The 20,962-nt window shown below is 64.7% G+C and carries 12 protein-coding genes and 1 tRNA gene; 11 read left to right on the top strand and 2 right to left on the bottom strand.

The features are described 5' to 3' along the window. Positions 1–40 precede the first annotated feature (40 nt). The 3 genes from YU9_RS0120670 to YU9_RS0120680 all read left to right on the top strand — a co-directional run bounded on the left by YU9_RS0120670 (position 41) and on the right by YU9_RS0120680 (position 6,996). Entirely contained in the window at positions 41–2,278 is a 2,238-nt protein-coding gene (locus tag YU9_RS0120670) for a tetratricopeptide repeat protein (RefSeq protein WP_027574518.1), read from the top strand. Positions 2,279–2,402: 124 nt separating this feature from the next. Next, entirely contained in the window at positions 2,403–4,646 is a 2,244-nt protein-coding gene (locus tag YU9_RS0120675; RefSeq protein ID WP_027574519.1) for a tetratricopeptide repeat protein, read from the top strand. A gap of 106 nt (positions 4,647–4,752) precedes the next feature. Beyond that, positions 4,753–6,996, top strand: a complete 2,244-nt coding sequence (locus YU9_RS0120680) for a tetratricopeptide repeat protein (RefSeq protein WP_027574520.1) — start codon at positions 4,753–4,755, stop codon at positions 6,994–6,996. Between the two features lie 61 nt (positions 6,997–7,057). Here the strand turns inward: YU9_RS0120680 and YU9_RS0120685 are convergent, their stop codons facing one another. After that, positions 7,058–8,092: a cysteine synthase A gene (locus tag YU9_RS0120685; RefSeq protein WP_027574521.1), complete on the bottom strand. Its 1,035-nt coding sequence runs from the start codon at positions 8,090–8,092 to the stop codon at positions 7,058–7,060. 838 nt (positions 8,093–8,930) lie between these two features. Here YU9_RS0120685 and YU9_RS0120690 point away from each other — a divergent pair. The 7 genes from YU9_RS0120690 (at position 8,931) to YU9_RS49130 (ending at position 19,359) form a co-directional block, all read left to right on the top strand. Continuing rightward, complete coding sequence (locus tag YU9_RS0120690) at positions 8,931–10,415, top strand: efflux transporter outer membrane subunit (RefSeq protein WP_027574522.1); 1,485 nt, start codon at positions 8,931–8,933, stop codon at positions 10,413–10,415. Continuing rightward, entirely contained in the window at positions 10,405–11,796 is a 1,392-nt protein-coding gene (locus YU9_RS0120695) for an efflux RND transporter periplasmic adaptor subunit (protein ID WP_027574523.1), read from the top strand. The genes YU9_RS0120690 and YU9_RS0120695 overlap by 11 nt, the downstream gene beginning before the upstream one ends. A 37-nt stretch (positions 11,797–11,833) precedes the next feature. Further along, entirely contained in the window at positions 11,834–14,983 is a 3,150-nt protein-coding gene (locus YU9_RS0120700; protein WP_027574524.1) for an efflux RND transporter permease subunit, read from the top strand. Next, complete coding sequence (locus YU9_RS0120705; protein ID WP_027574525.1) at positions 14,983–18,087, top strand: efflux RND transporter permease subunit; 3,105 nt, start codon at positions 14,983–14,985, stop codon at positions 18,085–18,087. The genes YU9_RS0120700 and YU9_RS0120705 overlap by 1 nt, the downstream gene beginning before the upstream one ends. A 37-nt stretch (positions 18,088–18,124) precedes the next feature. Next, positions 18,125–18,865: a tRNA-uridine aminocarboxypropyltransferase gene (locus tag YU9_RS0120710; protein WP_027574526.1), complete on the top strand. Its 741-nt coding sequence runs from the start codon at positions 18,125–18,127 to the stop codon at positions 18,863–18,865. A gap of 93 nt (positions 18,866–18,958) precedes the next feature. Beyond that, positions 18,959–19,032, top strand: a tRNA-Cys gene (locus YU9_RS0120715). A gap of 180 nt (positions 19,033–19,212) precedes the next feature. Then, positions 19,213–19,359 carry a hypothetical protein gene (locus YU9_RS49130; protein ID WP_198028277.1) on the top strand — a complete coding sequence of 49 codons (147 nt, stop codon included), beginning with the start codon at positions 19,213–19,215 and terminating at the stop codon, positions 19,357–19,359. 43 nt (positions 19,360–19,402) lie between these two features. Here the strand turns inward: YU9_RS49130 and YU9_RS0120725 are convergent, their stop codons facing one another. Then, positions 19,403–19,597, bottom strand: coding sequence for a hypothetical protein (locus YU9_RS0120725; protein WP_027574527.1), 195 nt, complete (start codon positions 19,595–19,597; stop codon positions 19,403–19,405). Positions 19,598–19,857: 260 nt separating this feature from the next. On the opposite strand from YU9_RS0120725, the gene YU9_RS0120730 reads away from it, so the two are divergent. Continuing rightward, positions 19,858–20,118, top strand: coding sequence for a hypothetical protein (locus YU9_RS0120730; protein ID WP_027574528.1), 261 nt, complete (start codon positions 19,858–19,860; stop codon positions 20,116–20,118). Positions 20,119–20,962 lie beyond the last annotated feature (844 nt).

Raw genomic sequence — 20,962 nt, forward strand, 5'->3', positions numbered from 1 at the left:
TCAGGTCGTCTCTTTTCGGACTATCCTCCGGAGAGAGACCTTGCAGAGCAGTGCCGGCGCGCGCGCATACCAGAATGCGCGACTGGAGAAGAAGCTGAAGAAGCAGGCGGACGCCGTCATGGCCTTCGCGATCGAGGCACTCGGGCAGGGCAGATTTGCCGAGGCCGAGACACTCTGCCGCGAGATCTTGAAAGAGGTTCCGGATCATTTCCACGCCACGCACCTGCTCGGCCTGCGCGCGTTTGATGGCGGGCGGCTCGATGAGGCGGCATTCCTGCTCGAGCGTGCGACCGCGCTCGATCCGCGCTCGCCCGATGCGCATGGCAATCTCGGGGCTGTATATTTCGCGATCGAGAAATTTAACGATGCCCGCGCGTGCCAGGAGAAGGCCATTGCGCTGAAGCCGAATTGTCCGATCACCCTGACCAATCTCGGCAATACGCTGCTGCACATCGGCCTCGGCAAAGAGGCGATCGGACTGCACGAACGCGCGATCAGGCTGAAGCCGGACTATGCCGATGCATATTGCAACCGCGGCATGACGGAACTGATGACAGGCCAGTTCGAGCGCGCCAAAGAGAGCTTCGACCGCGCCCTGTCACTTCAGCCACGTCACGCGGAAGCGATCGCCGGCAAGGGCATGGTGAGCCTCGAGCTACGGCATTTCGAGGAGGCGGCTGCCGCCCTCGACGCAGCGCTCGCGATCAAGCCAGGTTCACCTAGGATTCTGCTGCAGCGCGGACGGCTCAATCTCAGTCTGTCCCGGCTGGAGCAGGCGGCTGCAGACCTCGATGCGGCGCTGGCGCAATCGCCACGGCTCGAGCTCGCGCTGTGCTGGAGGGCGCAGATCGACATTCTCGCGGGGAACACGGCGCGGGCGATGGCGGGCGTCAAGACGCTGCTCGAGGTCAATCCGCGATCCGAGATGGGATTGGCGCTTCTGGCGGCTTGCTATGTGAACCAGGGAGACATCGCGACGGCGCTCCAGCATCTCGACGCGGCGCTGGAGATCGCGCCGGACTTTCCGGAGGCGATCGGATACAAGATCTTCGTGCTGGATTATCTGCCGCAGGCCGATTTCGCAGCCCAGCAGGCGGCGCGAAGATACTGGTGGGATGCGATCGGCGCCAAGCTTCCGCAGAGGACGCTGTTGCCGCGCAAGCTCGATCCGGACCGGCGGATCGTGATCGGATACGTCGCGTCCGAGTTCAGGAACCACTCGGCTGCGTACTCTCTGCTGCCGGTGCTGCGCCATCATGATCACGCCAGGTTCAAGGTCGTCTGCTATTCCTGCTGGCCGTTGCAGGATGAGATGACGGAGAGCTTCAAGCCGCTCGCGGACGTCTGGGTCGATGCGGCGCAGCTTTCGGACGACGAGCTGGCCGATCGTATTCAGGCCGATGGGATCGATATTCTGGTCGATGTGTCCGGGCACACCACCGGCAGCAGGCTTCATGTCTTCGCCCGCAAGCCGGCCCCCATCCAGGTCACGGGTTTCGGGCACGCTACCGGGACGGGCCTTCAGACCATGGACCATGTGCTCGCCGACCCGATCTTCATTCCGCAATCGGCGCGGCATCTGCTGGCCGAAAAGGTCTATGATCTGCCCTGCCTGATCACGATCGATCCCATCCTGGACGCACCGCCTTCGGAGCTTCCCATGCTCCGCAACGGTCATGTGACTTTTGGCGTGTTCAACCGCATCTTCAAGATATCGGACGAGGCCATCGGGGTGTGGTCGAAGGTGATGTGCGCGGTGAGCGGTTCGAAGATCATCATCAAGAACGGGCTGCTTGACGATACCTTGCTGCGTGACCGTCTGGTCGCGCGGTTCGTGGAACGGGATATCCCCGAAGAAAACGTCATCTGCATGGGCTCGACCCCGCGCTCCGAGCATCTGCGGGTCTTTGCCAATGTCGACATTTCGCTCGACACGTTCCCGCAGAACGGCGGCATCAGCACATGGGAATCGCTCTATGCGGGCGTTCCCGTCGTCGCCAAGCTCGGCAACGGCGCCTCATCGCGCGCCGGCGGGTCGATCGTTGCGGCCGTTGGCCTCAACGATTGGGTCGCCGAGGATGACGAAGGCTATGCCGCGATCGCGTGCAAATACGCGGCGCAGCCGGCTCATCTGGCGAAGCTCCGCGCAGAATTGCCGGCCCAGATCGCAGCTTCGCCCGCCGGCAATGTCGAGATCTACACGCGCAAGGTCGAGGCGGGTTATCGCCAGTTCTGGCGCGATTATTGTGCCGCGGCGAAAGGCGGAGACCTCGCCTAGGCCTGAACCGGATCTTGCCCTGAGCACCGGGAAACCCCGGGGAGCCTTGCCGCTCCAGCCGACCGGGCGGCCTGGACGACGAATCAGCTAGACTCTCCGTGCGGCCATCCTTCGGAGAGCAACCTTGCAGAGCAGCGGCGCCGGCGCGCGCGCATTCCAGAACGCGCGATTGCAGAAGAAATTGATGAAGCAGGCGGACGCGATCATCTCCGCCGCGGCGAGCGCCTATGGCCAGGGTCGACATGCCGAAACCGAGGCGCTCTGCCGCGAGATCCTGAAAGCGCTGCCGGACCATTTCGATGCCACGCATTTGCTCGGCCTGTGCGCGCATGACGGCAGGCGCCTGGAGGAGGCGCAACAGCTGCTCGAGCGCGCAATTGCGCTCGATCCGCGTTCGCACGAGGCCTACAGCAACCTCGCAACCGTCTACTTCGACCTGAAGAAATTCGAGGATGCGCGCAGGTGCCAGGAGAAGGCCATCGCGCTGAAGCCGAACTTTCCGCTGGCTCTCACCAACCTCGGCAATACGTTGCTGCACATGAATCTGCCCGCGCAGGCAATCGAATTGCACGATCGCGCCATCCGCCTGAAGCCGGACTATGCCGATGCCTTCTGCAATCGCGGCATGGCCGAACTGATGATGGGGCAGTTCGAGCGTGCCAACGAAAGTTTCGATCGCGCCTTGCTGTTTCAGCCGCGACACGCGGAAGCGATCGCCGGCAAGGGCATGGTGAGCATCGAGCGTCGGCACTACGATGAGGCGGAAGCCGCGCTGGCAGCAGGGCTCGCGATCAAGCCCAACTCGGCGAGGATGCTGGCGCAGCGCGGACGGCTCAATTTCGACCTGTCGCGCCTGGAGCAGGCGGCTGCCGATTTCGAGGCGGCGCTGGCGCAATCGCCTACGCTCGAGCTGGCGCTGCGCGGGAAGGCGCAGGTCAATATTCTGCTGGGAAACACGGCGCAGGCGATTGCGGCCGTCAACACATTGCTGGAGGAAAATCCGCAGTCCGAGATCGGAATGGCGCTGCTGGCATCGTGCTATGCGAGCCAGGGTGACATCGCGACGGCGCTTCAACACCTCGATACCGCGCTCGAGCTCAGCCCGGGCTATTCGGACGCGATCGCACGCAAGATCTTCTTGCTGGATTATCTTTCCGAAGCCGGTTTTGCGGTTCAGCAGGAGGCGCGAAGATCCTGGTGGGATGCGGTCGGCGCCAAATTGCCGCGAAGGATGTTGGCACAGCGCCAGCTCGATCCGGACAGGCGCATCGTGATCGGGTATGTCGCATCCGAATTCAGGAACCACTCGGCCGCGCTCACTCTGCTGCCGGTGCTGCGCCATCATGATCACACAAGGTTCGAGATCATCTGCTATTCCTGCTGGCCGTTGCCGGATGAGATGACTGAACGATTCAAGCCTCTGGCGGACGTCTGGGTCGACGCCGGGCAGCTTTCGGACGAAGAGCTGGCCGACCGCATCCAGGCGGACAATGTCGATATCCTGATCGACGTATCGGGGCATACGACCGGCAACAGGCTCCATGTTTTCGCTCGCAAGCCCGCGCCGATCCAGGTCACGGGTTTCGGACATGCCACGGGGACGGGCCTTCAGACCATGGACTATGTGCTCGCGGATCCGGTCTTCATTCCGCAATCGGCGCGCCATCTGCTGGCCGAGAAGGTTCACGATCTGCCATGCCTGATCACCATTGAACCCGTGCTGGACGTGCCGCCGTCGGAACTGCCCATGCTCCGCAACGGTTATGTGACCTTCGGCGTGTTCAACCGCATCTACAAGATCTCGGACGAAGCCATCGGAGTGTGGTCGAAGGTGATGCGCGCGGTAACCGGATCGAAGATCATCATCAAGCACGGGCTGCTTGACGATCCGTTGCTGCGCGACAGCCTGGTCGCGCGGTTCGTGGCGCGCGGCATCGCCGCGGAGAACATCACCTGCATGGGCTCGACCTCGCGCCACGAGCATTTGCTGGCCTTCGCGAAGATCGACATTTCGCTCGATACGTTCCCGCAAAACGGCGGCGTCAGCACCTGGGAATCGCTCTATGCCGGCGTTCCGGTCGTCGCCAAGCTCGGCAACGGCGCCTCGTCGCGCGCCGGTGGCTCGATCGTGGCTGCCGTCGGCCTCAACGATTGGGTCGCCGAGGATGGCGAGGGTTATGCCGCGATCGCGTGCAAATTTGCGGCGCAGCCGGCTCAACTGGCGAAGCTGCGCGCAGAACTGCCGGCCCAGATCGCAGCTTCGCCGGCCGGCAATGTCGAGATCTACACGCGCAGGGTGGAGGCGGGGTATCGCCAGTTCTGGCGCGACTATTGTGCCGCGGCCTCGGAACGCGGCGACGTCGCTTAGGCGCTGAGGACCGGAAAATCCCTGAGGCGATGCAGGTCCGGTGACCGGCCGGCCGGCCCTGCGAATCAGCTAGACTCGCTCCGGGCGATCCTCCGGAGAGAATACCTTGCAGAGCAGCGGCGCCGGCGCGCGCGCATTTCAGAACGCGCGATTGCAGAAGAAGTTGAAGAAGCAGGCGGACGCCGTCATCGCTGCCGCGGCGAGCGCCTATGGCCAGGGCCGATATGCGGAGACCGAGGCGCTCTGCCGCCAGATACTGCAAGCCGTTCCCGATCATTTCGACGCCACGCACTTGCTCGGCCTGTGTGCGCAAAACGGACGGCGCCTCGAGGAGGCGCTGCGGCTGCTCGAGCGCGCGATTGCGCTCGATCCTCGTTCGCACGAAGCCCATAGCCATCTCGGGAGCGTGCATTTCGATCTCAGGAACCTCGAGGATGCGCGCCGGTGCCAGGAGAGGGCGATCGCGCTGAAGCCGAACTTTCCGCAGGGGCTGACCAATCTCGGCAATACGCTGCTCCACCTCGATCTCGCGGAGCAGGCGATCGAACTGTACGATCGCGCCATCAGGCTGAAGCCGGACCATGCCGATGCACTCTGCAATCGTGGCCTGGCAGAGCTGGCGCTGCGCCAGTTTGATGACGCCAAACAAAGTTTCGAGCGCGCGCTGGTGTTTCAGCCACGTCAGGCGGAAGCGCTTATCGGCAAGGGCGTGGTCAATATCGAGCTCAAGCATTACGATGAAGCGGAAGCCGCGCTCGCGGCGGCGCTCGCGATCAGGCCTCATTCGGCCAAGGCCCTGGCGCACCGCGGACGGCTCAATTTCGAGCTGTCGCGGCTGAAACAGGCGGCAGCGGATTTCGATGCGGCGCTTGCGCTTTCGCCCAAGCTCGAGGTCGCCTTGCAGGGGAAGGCGCAAGTCAGCATCCAGCTGGGGAACACGGCTGAGGCGATTGCGGCCGTCAAAGTCCTGCTCGCGGAAAATCCGCGTTCCGCGATCGCGATGACGCTGCTGAGCGCCTGTTTCGCCAACCAGGGCGAGATCGCATCCACCATCGCGCATCTCGACGCCGCGCTGGCAATGGCGCCTGATAATGCGGACCTGATCGCGCGCAAGATCTTCTTTCTGGACTTTCTCTCCGACGCCGATTTCGCGGTCCAGCAGGCCGCGCGCAAACATTGGTGGGACGCGATCGGGGCCACGTTGCCGCGAAGGACGTTGGCGCCGCGCCAGCTCGAGCCGGACAGGCGGATCGTGATCGGATATGTCGCTGCCGAGTTCTGGTACCACTCGGCGGCGTTCGCCCTGTTACCGGTGCTGCGCCATCATGATCACGCCAAGTTCGAGATCGTCTGCTATTCATGCTCGCCGCGACGCGATGAGACGACCGCCGAATTCAACTCGTTTGCGGACATCTGGGTCGATGCCTGGCAGCTTTCGGACGACGAGCTGGCCGACCGTATCCAGGCCGACAAGGTTGATATCCTGATCGACGTATCCGGACATTCGTCTGGTAACAGGCTTCCTGTCTTCGCACGCAGGCCGGCGCCCATCCAGGTCACGGGTTTCGGACACGCCACCGGGACCGGCCTTCAGACCATGGATTACGTGCTCGCGGATCCGATCTTCATTCCGCAATCGGCGCGGCATCTGCTGGCCGAAAAGGTCTATGATCTGCCGTGCCTGATCACCATCGATCCCATCCTGGATGTGCCGCCTTCGGAGCTTCCCATGCTCCGCAATGGCTATGTGACCTTCGGCGTGTTCAACCGCATCTACAAGATCTCGGACGAGGCCATCCTTGTGTGGTCGAAGGTGATGCGCGCGGTGAGCGGTTCGAAGATCATCATCAAGCATACCCTGCTTGACGATCCCTTGTTGCGCGACAGCCTGGTCGCGCGGTTCGTGGCACAGGGGATTGCCGAGGAGAACGTAATCTGCATGGGCTCGACCCCGCGCGCCGAGCATCTGCGGGCCTTTGCGAATGTCGACATTTCGCTCGACACGTTCCCCCAAAATGGCGGAATCAGCACCTGGGAATCGCTCTACGCCGGCGTTCCGGTCGTCGCCAAGCTCGGCAGCGGCGCCTCGTCGCGCGCCGGCGGCTCGATCGTCGCGGCCGTTGGCCTCAACGATTGGGTCGCCGAGGATGACGAAGGCTATGCCGCGATCGCGTGCAAATACGCAGCGCAGCCGGCTCATCTGGCGAAGCTGCGCGCAGAATTGCCGGCCCAGATCGCAGCCTCGCCCGCCGGCAATGTCGAGATCTACACGCGCAAGGTCGAGGCGGGATATCGCCGGTTCTGGCGCGACTATTGTGCCGCGGGCTCGGAACGCGGCGACGTCGCATAATTGGGCCGAACCGCGGGCGCCGCGTGGGCAAGCGTCCCGAACGCGAGCCTTCCCGCGACGATCACACGAAGGGCGGCTTGATGTTGCTGCGCTTCTCCAGCCACTCCGGCACCGGCAGGTTCTTAGCGCGCATGAAGTCCGCGTTGAACAGCTTCGACAGATAGCGGCTGCCGGAATCGCACAGCACGGTGACGATCGTCTTGCCGGGCCCGAGCTGCTTTGCAAGTCGCATCGCGCCGACGACATTGATGCCCGTCGAGCCGCCCAGGCACAGGCCTTCGTGCTGGAGCAGCTCGTAGATCGCGCTGACGGCCTCAGTGTCGGGAATGAGATAGGCGTCATCGACCTTGGCGGTCTCGACGATCGCAGTTGCACGGTTGAGGCCGATGCCCTCGGTGATCGAGCCGCCGGTCGTCGCCTTGGGATCGCCGGTCCTGAAATATTCGTACATGCCGGCGCCATGCGGATCGGCGCAGGCGATGCGGATGTTCTTGTTCTTCTCTTTCAGATAGCGGCTGACGCCGGCCAGCGTGCCGCCGCTGCCGACCGAACAGACGAAGCCGTCGACCTTGCCGCCGGTCTGCTCCCAGATCTCAGGCCCTGTGGATTCGTAGTGGGCCTTGGCGTTGTCGAGGTTGTTCCACTGATCGGCGAACAGCACGCCATTGGGTTCGGTCTTGCGCAGCTCGTCGGCGAGACGCCGGCCGACATGCTGGTAGTTGTTGGGGTTGGCATAGGGCAGGGCCGGCACCTCAATCAGTTCGGCGCCGCACAGTGTCAAGAAATCCTTCTTCTCCTGGCTCTGCGTCTCCGGGATCACGATCAGCGTGCGGTAGCCGCGCGCGCTCGCCACGACCGCGAGCCCGATGCCGGTATTGCCGGCGGTCGCTTCCACCACGAGACCGCCGGGCTTGAGCTCGCCACGCTTCTCCGCCTCCAGGATCATCCATTTGCCGGCGCGGTCCTTGACCGACTGGCCCGGATTCATGAACTCGGCCTTGCCGAGAATGGTGCATCCGGTCAGTTCCGAGGCGCGCTTCAGCTTGATCAGCGGGGTGTTGCCGATGGCTTCGACAACGTCGTTGCGAATGGTCATGTCGGGGGAAATCACTACCAAGGGGTTGATCAGGTTTTGCCAGAACCTAGTGCTTGGGAGGCCAAAGGGGAAGGCTTTTGCGTTGCGGCGAACCGGGCCGAAACGCCCGCCCAATCAGTGATATGGTTGAGAGGCGAGACCGGCGATGATGCGCTCGGCCGCGAGGCGGGATATCGGGAGGAGGAAATGACCGAACTCCGTCAGGGCGCGACACGATAACGCTCGTGATGAGCGGTCTTGCGATCAGTTTTTGCCACGGGCGACACCGGTCGCGACAGGGTGCGTGATGCTTCGGCGTCGGGATTGGGCTCCCTCTCCCGCTTGCGGGGGAGGGTTGGGGTGGGGGTGTCTCCGCGGTGGGATTGTCGAGAAATGCAGAGGCTGTCCCTGGGTGGCAAGAGCCCTCACCCGCCGCGCGCGGGACGATGCTTCGCATCGCCCGGGGCGCGTCGGCCTCTCCCGCAAGCCAAGCGGGAGAGGCGAAGCGAGCCGCGGCCAATCCTCGTGAAATCCATGTGCAATGCCTTGCAGCAACGGGTGTGGCAGCAATATCACATGAAATCTTGGTAAGCTTGCTCACGTTTCTCGATGTTACGTAGCGAGAGAAGTCACTGCGAGACAGGCACATTTTACATTTTTGTCAGTCCGCTCCGGTTTGGTTGGCACGGGCATCTCGCAATTGCGGCACTGTCCCGCCGTTCCGCGCCCGGCTAGTATGGATCTCAGGTTCCGCAGAAAGCACCACCGCTGTGAGCGCGTTATCCAAAGCCTCCCGATTGTCCCGCCGCGAATCGGTTAATCCGGTTGCACGGCGGCGATTCGATCTGCCCGGCGGGGGGTGGATGTGACACAGCAAGTTCCAGCGATCGCCTCGCGGCGGTCTCTCGGTTCTGCATTCCGGACGCTGCGCGCGGCGCGATGGATTGCGGTGTTGTGCCTCGCCGCCGGTTCGGGTGCTTGCGTGCTGACGCAGGACCTTCCCGATCCCGCGCTCGATGTTCCCACGCAGTACAAATATGCGGGCAAGGGCGATGGGCCGCCGTCACTGGATTGGTGGCGCGGCTTTCGCTCTGCGGAGCTGACGCAGCTGATGGAGGAAGCGCACACCGTCAACCTCGACATCGCCGCTGCCGTTGCACGCATCGTTCAGGCCGATGCCCAGGCGCGGCAGGCCGGCGCGGCACTGCTGCCGAGCGTGTCGACAGGCGGATCGGAAACCTATTCGCGCACCTCGGGCTCGAGCGCCTCGGGCCTGTCCATCGGCGGACGCGAGGTCGTCAACTATTCGGCCTCGCTGAGCGCGAGCTACCAGCTTGACTTCTGGGGCCAGAACCGCGACGCGCTGCAAACGGCGGAGGAAACGGCCAACGCCAACCGCTTCGATCGCGACACGGTCGCGCTGACCACGCTCGCCGCCGTCGCCAACGCCTATTTCCAGGTGCTGGCCTCACAGGACCGCATCAGGACCTCACAGCGCAATATCGCTAGCGCGCAGCGCATCCTCGATGCAGTCAAGGAGCGGCGAAGGGCGGGCACCGGCACCGATCTCGACGTCGCCCAGCAGGAGAGCGTGCTCGCGAACCAAAAGGCCTTGGTGCCGCCGCTGCGCCAGACGCTCGACCAGAACGTCAACGCGCTTGCTGTCTTGGTATCACGCCCGCCGGAGAGCGTGCGCGTGCTCGGCGGCTCCCTGGATCGGATCGCGATCCCGCGCGTCACGCCCGGCCTGCCGTCCGAGCTGCTGACGCAGCGGCCGGATATCCGCCGGCAAGAGGCCCAGCTCGCCTCGGCGACCGCGAACATCGGCAACGCACGCGCGCAGTTCTTTCCGACCATCCAGCTCACCGGCAATGGCGGCTATCAGAGCTCGGCGCTGGTCTCGCTGTTCCAGCCGCATGCGGCCTTCTTCCAGCTCGTCGGCAGCGCGACGCAGCCGATCTTCGACGGCGGCAAGATCCTCGGCAATTTCGAGTTCGCCAAGGCGCGGCAGGACGAGCTGCTACAGACCTACCGCAAGACCATCATCCAGGCCTTTGCCGACGTCGACAATGCGCTGTTCTCGATCAAGCAGACCACGATCAGGCTGCAGTTGCAGCGCGACGTCGTTGCCGCCTCGCGCCGCGCCTTCGAACTCTCCGAGCAGCAATTGCGTGCCGGCACTGCCGACATCGTGACCGTGCTCAACACCCAACTGACCCTGTTCCAGGCGGAAGACGCACTGTCGCAAGCTCAGCTCGCGCGGCTTCTCGCCATCGTGAGCCTGTACCAGGCGCTCGGCGGCGGCTGGGAGCCGAGGATGGAGAAACCGGTCAATGCTCTTTAAGCCGGAGACGAAGCAAGACGCGAAGGAGAGGACGGCGAAAAGATCGCGCGGCCGTGGCCTGATCATGACCCTGATCACGTTCGCGATCCTCGGCGGGCTCGGTTATCTCGGCTGGACCGTCACGCATCAGCAGCAGGCCAACAACCGCAACCAGCGCCCCGATCTGCCGGTGCCCGTGCTGGCGGCGAGCCCGCGCATCCAGGACGTGCCTGTTTATCTCGACGGCGTCGGCGCGATCCGCGCGCTCAATACCGTGACCGTCCGCTCGCAGGTCGATGGCAAGCTGATCGCGGTGAACTTCACCGAGGGCCAGGACGTCAAGAAGGGCGACGTGCTCGGCGAGATCGATCCGGCGATCTATCAGGCACAGTACGACCAGGCGGTGGCCAAGAAGGCGCAGGATCAGGCCCAGCTCGCCAACCAGCGCATCGACCTTGCGCGTTACGAGCAGCTCGCCGCCTCCAATGCCGGCTCCAAGCAGCAGGCCGACACCCAGCGCGCGCTGGTGGCGCAGACCGAGGCGCTGGTGAAGGCCGATCAGGCCGCGATCGACAATGCCGCGGCAACGCTGAGCTACACCAAGATCGTGGCGCCGATCTCGGGCCGCGCCGGCCTGCGCCAGGTCGACCAGGGCAACATCATCCACGCCTCCGACACCACGGGTCTTGTGGTGATCACGCAATTGCAGCCGATCGCGGTGTGGTTCAGCCTGCCGCAGCAGCAGATCATGCGCGTCAACGCGGCTGCCGCAAGGGGCACGCTCGCGGTCGATGTGTTCGGCAATGACGGCATCACGGTGATCGACACCGGCAAGCTCACCGGCATCGACAACCAGGTCGACCAGACCACCGGCACGCTCAGGCTCAAGGCCGAATTTCCCAACGCCAATTACCAGCTCTGGCCCGGCCAGTTCGTCAATGTCCGCCTCAAGGTCGAGACCTTGACGCAGGCGCTGGTGGTGCCGACCTCTGCTGTGCAGCGCGGCCCGATCGGGACCTTCAGCTACGTCATCGGCGAGGACAATGTCGTCTCGGCCAAGCCCGTGACGGTGACCCAGCAGAACGAGCACGACGCGGTGATCGCCAGCGGCCTCTCGCCGAGCGACAAGGTCGTCACCACGGGCTTTGCCAATCTGTCCGACGGCTCCAAGGTGATCGTGGGCCGCGACGACCAGACCCCGTCGGCCGATCTTGCCCCGCGCAAGCGCTCGCGCGCGCCGGACGCTCAGAAGAAGGATGGTGCCAAAGAAGTTCAGAAAGAGGGGCAGGGCAAGGACGGTGAGTTCCCTGCCAAGCGCAAGAGCAGCGAAGGCGACCAGAAGGGACAGACCGGGCCGGCACCGGGGCCGGGGGCATCGGGACCTGGAGCCAAGCAGCCATGATCCAGACAACAGCCGCGTGAAGCGGCAGGCATAACCCATGGGTGTCTCCGAACCCTTCATCCGCCGGCCCATCGCGACCTCGCTGCTCGGCATTGCGCTGTTGATCGGCGGGCTGCTGGGCTATTTCGCGCTGCCGGTCTCGGCGCTGCCGCAGGTCGATTTCCCGACCGTGCAGGTGACGACGCAGCTTCCGGGCGCGAGTCCGGACGTGATCGCCTCGCTGATCACCGCGCCGCTGGAGCGGCAGCTCGGCCAGATCCCCTCGCTGTCGGCGATGAACTCGACGAGCTCGTTCGGCGTTAGCCAGATATCGCTCCAGTTCGACCTCAACCGCGATATCGACGGCGCGACGCAGGACGTGCAGGCCGCGATCAACGCGGCGGCCGGCGTGCTGCCCAAGACGCTGCCTTACCCGCCGACTTACGCCAAGGTGAATCCGGCGGATGCGCCGGTGATGACGCTGGCGCTGCGCTCCGACACGATCTCGCTGCGGGTGATGAGCGACATCGCCGACACCATTCTGGCGCAACGCTTGAGCCAGATTTCAGGGGTAGGGCGCGTCGCGGTGCTCGGCGGGCTGAAGCCGGCCGTGCGCATCCAGGCCGATCTGGCTCGCCTCGCCGCTTATGGCATCGCCATGGAGGATCTGCGCACCGCGATCGCCAATGCCAATGTCTCGGGGCCGAAGGGCTCGCTCGACGGTGCGCAGCAATCCTACATCATTGCCGCCAACGACCAGATCGCCGCTGCCGACGCCTACAAGCCTGTCATCATCGCCTATCGCAACGGCTCGCCCGTCACCATCGGCGACGTCGCCCAGATCGTCGACGGCCTCGAGAACGACCGCACCGGCGGCTGGTATCAGGGCACGCCGGCCGTCATCATCGACATCCAGCGCCAGCCCGGCGCCAACGTCATCGACGTCGTCAGCCAGATCCGCGCAGAGATCCCGAAACTGCAGCGCGCGATTCCGGCCGGTGTGAACCTCACCATCGTCTCTGACCGCACCGTCACCATCCGCGCCTCGGTGCGCGACGTGCAGTTCACGCTGGTCCTTGCCGTCGTGCTGGTGACGCTGGTGGTGCTGCTGTTCCTGCGCTCGCTGCGTGCCACGCTGATTGCCGGCGTGGCGCTGCCGCTGTCGCTGATCACGAGCTTCGGCATCATGTATTTTGCCGGCTTCAGCCTAGACAATCTGTCGCTGATGGCGCTCACGATCGGCACCGGCTTCGTCGTCGACGACGCCATCGTCATGATCGAGAACATCGTCCGCCACATGGAGAATGGCGAGAGTGCGATGGACGCCTCGCTGAGAGGCGCCAGCGAGATCGGTTTCACCGTGATCTCGCTGACGGTGTCGCTGATCGCGGTGTTCATCCCGCTGCTGTTCATGTCCGGCCTCGTCGGACGTATGTTCCGCGAATTCGCGCTGACCTTGACGATCGCGGTCGTGACCTCGGCGGTGGTCTCGCTGACGCTGACGCCGATGATGTGCTCCCGCCTTCTCAAGCATGCCCATCAGGAGCTGGCGGTGCCAGGACTGGCCGCGATCAGCCGCTTCATCGACCGCACGGTCGATGCCTATCACAGATCGCTCTTGTGGGTCCTGGAACGTCAGCGCGCCACGCTGGTCGTGATCTTCGCCACGCTGATCGCGACCCTGGTGCTCTATGTCGTCGCGCCCAAGGGCTTCCTGCCGCTGCAGGACACCGCCTCGATCACGGCAGTAACGGAGGCCGGGCCCGACGTGTCGTTTGCGGAGATGCAGAAGCGGCAGGCCGAGGCGGCCGACGCCATCAGGGCCGACCCTGATGTGGTCGGCGTGGTCTCGGTGATCGGTGCCGGCTCGGTCAACCCGACCACCAATGTCGGCCGGCTCGTCATGAGCTTGAGGCCGCGCGGCGAGCGGCGTGACGATGTCGCAGGCGTCGTTGCCCGGCTGAAGCAGCGGGTGTCAGGCATTCCCGGCATGACCGTCTATTTCCAGCCGGTGCAGGACGTGCAGATATCGACCCAGTCGAGCCGCTCGCAATACCAGTACACGCTGACCGGCACCGATGCGACGCTGGTGTCGGAATGGGCGCGCAAGCTCGTCGCGGAGATGCGGCGCGATCCCTTGTTCCGGGACGTCTCCTCCGAGGCGCAGGAGGGCGGCCTGCGCGCACAGCTCGATGTCGACCGCACCCGCGCCGGCCAGCTCGGCGTCAGCCTCCAGGGCATCACCGACACGCTGAACGATGCGTTCGCCCAACGTCAGATCTCGACCATCTACGGCCAGGCCAACCAGTACCGCGTGGTGCTGGAGGCGCTCCCGATGTACCAGCGCGATCCTTCGATCCTGTCAAAGCTCTATCTGCCGGGCGCCGCGAGCACGACCGTCGGCGCGCCCGGCGCCCAGGTGCCGCTCTCGGCCGTGGCGACGCTGAAGCGGACCACGGCGCCCCTTGCGATCTCGCACCAGGCGCAATTCCCATCCATCTCGCTCAGCTTCAATCTGGCGCCCGGCGCGGCGCTGGGCGATGCCGTCCAGGCCGTGAAGACGATCGAGACCCGCATCGGCATGCCGGGCAGCATCGTCGGCGTCTATGCCGGCGATGCCGCCGAATTCGCCAAGGCGCTGGCCGGTCAGCCCTGGCTGCTGCTCGCCGCCGTCATCACGATCTATATCGTGCTGGGCGTGCTCTATGAGAGCTACATCCACCCGATCACCATCCTCTCGACGCTGCCCTCGGCCGGCGTCGGCGCGATTCTGGCGCTGATCCTGTGCGGCCAGGACCTCTCGGTGATCGGGCTGATCGGCATCATTCTCTTGATGGGCATCGTCAAGAAGAACGCGATCATGATGATCGACTTTGCGCTCGAGGCCGAGCGCGGGCAGGGCATGTCGCCGAACGAGGCGATCGTGCAGGCGTGTCTCTTGCGCTTCCGCCCGATCATGATGACGACGCTGGCGGCGCTGTTCGGCGCGCTGCCGCTGGCGATCGAGAGCGGCACCGGCGCCGAGCTGCGCTTTCCGCTCGGCATCTCCATCATCGGCGGATTGCTGCTCAGCCAGCTCCTGACGCTCTACACCACCCCCGTGATCTATCTCGCGCTCGACCGCATCAACCGCCGCCTCGAGCAGGCGCTGCCGCCGGCCGAATCCGGCGGCCCGCCGGTCGCCGGCGCAACCGAGGGGATGCAGTGATGGCATCGATCTCGGAGCCCTTCATCCGCCGCCCGGTCGCGACCACACTGCTGTCGATCGGGTTGTTCCTGCTGGGTGTCGTCGCCTACGAGTTCCTGCCCGTCGCCTCGGTCCCGAATGTCGACTTCCCCTCCATCTTCGTCTCGGCCAGCCGGCCCGGCGCCGACCCGTCCGTGATGGCGGCCACGGTGGCCTCGCCACTGGAGCGGCGGTTAGGCGAGATTGCCGGCATCAACCAGATCACGTCGACCTCGAGCCTCGGCACGACCAGCATCCAGCTCCAGTTCGACATCGGCCGCAACATCGATAAGGCCGCGCGCGACGTGCAGGCGGCGATCAATGCCGCGATGGTCGACCTGCCGAGCGACCTGCCGACGCTGCCGCGCTTCCGCAAGGCGAACACAGCCGGCGCGCCCGTGTTCGTGCTGGCGCTGACCTCCAAGACGGTCTCTCCGTCAGCGATCTACGACGTCGCCGATACTGTGCTGGCGCAACGCATCTCGCAGGTGCCGGGCGTCGGTAACGTCTGGATCTCCGGCGCCGACCAGCCGGCCGTGCGGGTGCAGCTCAACCCGGTCGCGCTGTCCAACGCCGGTATCGCCACCGACGACGTCCGGACCGCGATCATCAACGCCAACCCGCTCGGCCCGGTCGGCATCTTCAACGGTGAGCGCCAGAGTGAGACGCTGGCGCTGAACAAGCAGATGCGCACGGCGAAGGAGTTCCGCGACATCGTCATCAAGAGTTCGACCGGCAATTTCGTGCGGCTCTCCGACGTCGCGGACATCGAGGATTCCGTCCGCAACGCCCGCTCAATCGCCTGGTTCAACAGGCAGCCGGCCGTCCTGATCCAGATCACCAAGCAGGGCGATGCCAACGTCATCGACACCGTAGATCGGGTCAAGGCGCTGATCCCCGAGCTGAAGCAGTGGATCCCCGCCGGCGTCGAGATCTCCACCCTGGTCGATCGAACCGGCACGATCCGCGCCAGCGTGCTGGACATGCAATGGACGCTGCTGGCGACGGCCGTCCTGGTGATGGTCGTGGTATTCGTGTTCCTGCGACGCTTGACGCCAACGATCGCGGCCGGCATCTCGGTGCCGCTGGCGCTCGCCGGCACCTGCGCCGGCATGTGGCTCGCTGGCTTCTCGATTGACAATCTGTCGCTGATGGCACTCGCGATCTCCGTGGGCTTCGTGGTGGACGACGCCATCGTCATGATCGAGAACATGTTCCGCAATCTCGAACATGGCATGCGGCCGTTCCAGGCGGCTCAGGAAGGCGCGAAGCAGATCGGCTTCACCGTCGTCTCGATCAGCCTGTCGCTGATCGCCGCCTTCACACCGCTGATCTTCATGGACGGTGTGGTCGGCCGGCTCTTACGCGAATTCTCGCTGACGCTGACCTTCGCCATCCTGGTCTCGACGCTGGTGTCGCTCACGGTCACGCCGATGATCTGCGCCCATTACATCCGGCAGACTACCTCCGGCACGGCAACGCTGTTCGACCGCGTCATTGAAGGCTCGCTGTCGCGCATCGTCGCGTTCTACACCCGCACCCTGCGCACCGTGCTGGAATTCCCGCTGCTGACGCTGCTGGTGTTCTTCGCCACCATCGCTCTCACGGTGACGCTCTACATCAAGGTCCCCAAAGGCTATTTCCCGACGGATGATTCCGGCTTCGTGATCGGGGCGACACGCGCCTCGGCCGACATCTCGTTCCAGTCGATGCTCGGCCTGCAGCAGCGGCTCGCCGAGATCGTGATGCAGGATCCGGCCGTGGCCGGCATCGGCTCGACCGTCGGCAGCGGAGGCGGGCCGGGGCCGGCGACCTCGAACCGCGGCACCATGTTCATCAGCCTGAAGCCCCCGGAGGAGCGCGACCACGTGTCGACGCAAGTCGTGATCGACCGGCTCAGGCGCGCGCTGTATCCCGTGCCCGGCATCCGCCTCTTCATGTTCGCCGCCCAGGACGTGCGCGCCGGCGGACGGCAGAGCGATTCCGACTACCAATACACGCTCACCAGCACCGATCTCGGCCTGCTGCAGAAATGGGCCCCGATCGTCGCCAAGCGCATGGAGAGCGTTGAGGGCATCACCGACATCTCCAGCGATCGCGACCCTGGCGGGCTGCAGCTGACTCTGAGCATCGATCGTCAGAAGGCCTCGGCGCTCGGCGTCAGGGTCCAGGATATCGACAACGCGCTCAACAACGCCTTTGCGCAGCGGCAGATATCGATCATCTATACGCAGCGCAACCAGTACATGACTGTGCTGGAGATCGACCCGAAATTCCAGGTCGATCCCTCCAACCTCGACCGTATCTACGTCGCCGGCGCGGGCGACGCGCAGGTGCCGCTGTCGGCTGTAGTGCGGGCCGAGCGCGGGCTCGCTGCACTCGCCGTTTATCATTCGCAGTCTTTCCCCTCGACCACGGTGTCGTTCAACCTGCTGCCGGACGTGCCGCTTCAGGCGGCAACGCAGAACATTCAGCGCGCGGTCGATGAGTTGCACATGCCCGAAGGCATTCGCGGCAGCTTCGATGGCAATGCCGGCGATTTCGCCAGGACCAGCGGCCGCCAGCCGCTTCTGATCCTCGGCGCACTGGTCGCGATGTATATCGTGTTAGGGGTGCTCTACGAGAGCCTTGCCCATCCGCTCACGATCATCTCGACGCTGCCGTCGGCCGGGCTCGGCGCGCTGCTGGCCTTGCAAGTGACCGACACGCCGCTGACGGTGATCGCCTTCGTCGGCATCATCCTCTTGATCGGCATCGTCAAGAAGAACGGCATCATGATGGTCGACTTCGCGCTCGACGCCGAGCGCCAGCGTGGCCTGTCCTCGGCCGAGGCGATCTTCGAGGCCTGCCAGGCACGCTTCCGGCCGATCCTGATGACGACCATGGCGGCGCTGTTCGCCGGCATTCCGCTTGTGGTCGCGACCGGCCCCGGCACGGAGCTGCGCCGCCCGCTTGGCATCACCATCATCGGCGGCCTGTTCGTCTCGCAGATCCTGACGCTCTACACCACGCCCGTGATCTACCTCCTGATCGACCGCCTGCGGCGCCGATCCGAGCCGCGTCCAGTCCCTGCGCCGGCGGAATAGGTTGTTGCAGCGCCGCGCGAAGCGTATAGCGGCGACCATGTCGAACCCATCCGAAACGACGGCCGCCACGCCCGAGGCGATTCCCGAATGCCCGCACTGCCAGAAGCCGATGCCGCTGTGCATCTGCGAGAGTGTCACGTCGATTGAGAACCGGCTCTCGCTGCTGATCCTGCAGCATCCGCAGGAGCAGGACAGGGCGCTCGGCACCGCGCGGCTGCTTGCCAGGCATTTCGCCGATGCCACCGTGCGGGTCGGCCTGTCCTGGCCGAGCCTGTCCAAGGCGCTGGGGCGGCCGGTCGAGAATGCCGCGCGCTGGGCCGTGCTCTATCTCGGCTCCGCGCGCGCCGCCGATCTCGAGGCCGAGGGCGAGATCGTGGCACTGACCCGTAAGGGCGAGGTCGCCGAGAACCAGCGCGCGATTCTCGGCAAGCTCGAAGGCGTGGTGCTGCTCGATGGCACCTGGAGCCAGGCCAAAGCGCTGTGGTGGCGCAATCCCTGGATGCTGAAATGCCAGCGCGTGATCCTCAATCCGGCGCATCCCTCACGCTACGGGCGCCTGCGCAAGGAGCCGCGGCGCGACGGGCTCTCGACCATCGAGGCGGCGGCGACGACTCTGGCGGGCCTCGAGCGGCGTCCCGACATCGCCGAGACACTGCATGCCAGTTTCGAACGGATGCTGGCGCGATACCGTGAGGTCCAGGCCGAGATGCCGGAACTCGCACCCAAGCCCGCGCCGAAGAGCCGTCGGCGCGACTTCCGGCGCGGCAAGCGCGCCTGACTTTGGTCCACATCCGACAATGCTATCGCCGTCAAAGTCGGACGAAGGCGGTTGCCTAAGCCATTGATCCCCTATATTGGTCCGCCCTTACGGGGCCACGTGGCGGAGTGGTTACGCAACGGTCTGCAAAACCGTGTACACCAGTTCAATTCTGGTCGTGGCCTCCATCATAAGCCTCTGATCTTTCAGCAAAAGTTGGTCGCTGTGCGGTTTCACCGAGGGCCTCGCGCACCCGGCAGCTACCGGATTTGCCCGGTGCTTGGCCCAAACCTGCGATTCAGGCCCTGTGGCATAGACTTCGCATCTGCGAAGTGACGAACCATCGTCAACCAAGCGCTGGAGAGCACGTGGGCGAAATCGTCCGATTTGTTGCAAAATCCGAGCTGGAGCGGGCCCGCCTCATTGCCGAGGCGCGCGCGATCTATGACAGCATCTTTCCGCCGGCTGCACCCGAGCGGGCACCGCAGGACGGCGAGGAACGCGTCAAGAATTGATCGTTGTTGCGCCGCCGGCGCATCCGTTCATGGCAATCCGGCCTCAGCAGGCCGCGTACCAGCCGTCGGGGAAGGGCAGGAGGGGCCAGGCGCCCTCGTTGTCGTTGGCGGCCTTCGGTGTTGCGTCATACGACCACGAACGGGGCACGAAGTCCTCCTCCGGCGCGAGCGCGAAATCTTCAAAGACCATGGCGTCCCGGACAGCATCCAGCAGCAAGTTGAATTCGGCTTCGCTCATCGCACCCTCGCAGAACGCGGATGGCGCAATGTCGCAAAGCCGGTTTGTTTCCGGATTGACCCAATCGTTCGCATTTTAACGATGCGGCGATCGGGGCCCGATTGGTTAGCGATTCCTGAAAAAATCCCCGGCGAACCCTACTTGCCGCCACGGCGCAGTCGGTGTGAAAGAGAGATCACATCCCCAGCGGTTTATTTCCCCTACCTTTTCGCACCGTGCCGGCCAATGCAGGCCGGGGCGGGCAAAGCGGGAGACTGGTCATGAAGGCGAGGTTCTTGCGGTTTGCGGGCGTGAAAAGCCGGGCGCGTGGCGCCTCGGCGGCCGGGCTGTTCCTGACGCTGTTTGCCTCCGCCGCTCATGCCCAGGGCACAGCGGAGCAGCGCCGGGCCTGCACCCCCGACGTCTACCGGCTCTGCGCCGGCGAGATCCCCAACGTCCGCTCCATTACCGCCTGCGTGCGGCGTAACCGCGCCAGCCTCGGCGAGGCTTGCCGCTCCGTGTTCGACCAGGCTGGTAGCTGAGCACGGCCTGTGGGTTTGTGCGCAGCAAGTTGCTCACCGGGTTGGCGAATCTGCCGCGGTCGGCCTGTGGATATGCTGCGGACAGGCTGTTGAGAGACGGTGCGCATCGCGACGCCACGCCGTAGTCCGAATGGAGCGCAGCGCAATCCGGCGCGCTGTGTCCGCGGGCATCAATTCCCGGAGTGCGCTGCGCTCCTTCCGGGCTACAAGCGCTTGTGTTGCCCGACGGGCAAAACACACGATTGCCGGGTCAATCGGCGCGTCAAAAAATATTCGTCTTTACAGAATTTCTGATTTGTCGCATTGTCGCGTCACCTCATCCCGATCAGAGGGGCGTATCGCGATCGTCACGAACGTGGGGTGAGCGGCGGTGGACGCTAGTCACATCGGCGCGAGGGGCATTTGCAGGGCGGGCAACCGTGAGCGAAGGCCATCGCGCGCACGACCGGTGTGATCTAGCGTACGGCAAAACCGTGTGGTCCTGGCGCCCGGGGTCTGTGCGCCAAGTCTTGTGGTGATGCGGCGGCCCGACCGGGCGCGTGCATCAGTCATCTGCAAGGTGACGGGGGCAATAGTGCATCGCTCCCCGGGGAGAGCTCGGCATAAGCCGTCAAACCACTGCGCAGGGAAGGCCGTGTGTTTGGCTTCACCTGTATGCCGCTGTGCAGCTTCTCGTAGCGCAATCTTCGCACAGTGGACCGTGGGTGCCCGGCCGGCACCCGGTCTTCCCCATAGGCGTTAAGTTTATTCTTGAGTGTTGGAATCACACGTGATTCCAAGGCGGGATGGCAGACGAATCGCTTCTGAACGAGGACTGGACGAGAGTGGTTGCGCAGCTCGGCGG

The organism is Bradyrhizobium sp. WSM1743 (assembly GCF_000473065.1).
In the GTDB taxonomy this organism is placed as follows: domain Bacteria; phylum Pseudomonadota; class Alphaproteobacteria; order Rhizobiales; family Xanthobacteraceae; genus Bradyrhizobium.

Excerpts from the sequence above, each read along its gene's own strand:
- YU9_RS0120685 (WP_027574521.1), bottom strand. The coding sequence starts at position 8,092 with ATGACCATTCGCAACGACGTTGTCGAAGCCATCGGCAACACCCCGCTG.
- YU9_RS0120695 (WP_027574523.1), top strand. The coding sequence starts at position 10,405 with ATGCTCTTTAAGCCGGAGACGAAGCAAGACGCGAAGGAGAGGACGGCG.
- YU9_RS0120700 (WP_027574524.1), top strand. The coding sequence starts at position 11,834 with ATGGGTGTCTCCGAACCCTTCATCCGCCGGCCCATCGCGACCTCGCTG.
- YU9_RS0120705 (WP_027574525.1), top strand. The coding sequence starts at position 14,983 with ATGGCATCGATCTCGGAGCCCTTCATCCGCCGCCCGGTCGCGACCACA.
- YU9_RS0120710 (WP_027574526.1), top strand. The coding sequence starts at position 18,125 with ATGTCGAACCCATCCGAAACGACGGCCGCCACGCCCGAGGCGATTCCC.
- YU9_RS0120725 (WP_027574527.1), bottom strand. The coding sequence starts at position 19,597 with ATGAGCGAAGCCGAATTCAACTTGCTGCTGGATGCTGTCCGGGACGCC.
- YU9_RS0120730 (WP_027574528.1), top strand. The coding sequence starts at position 19,858 with ATGAAGGCGAGGTTCTTGCGGTTTGCGGGCGTGAAAAGCCGGGCGCGT.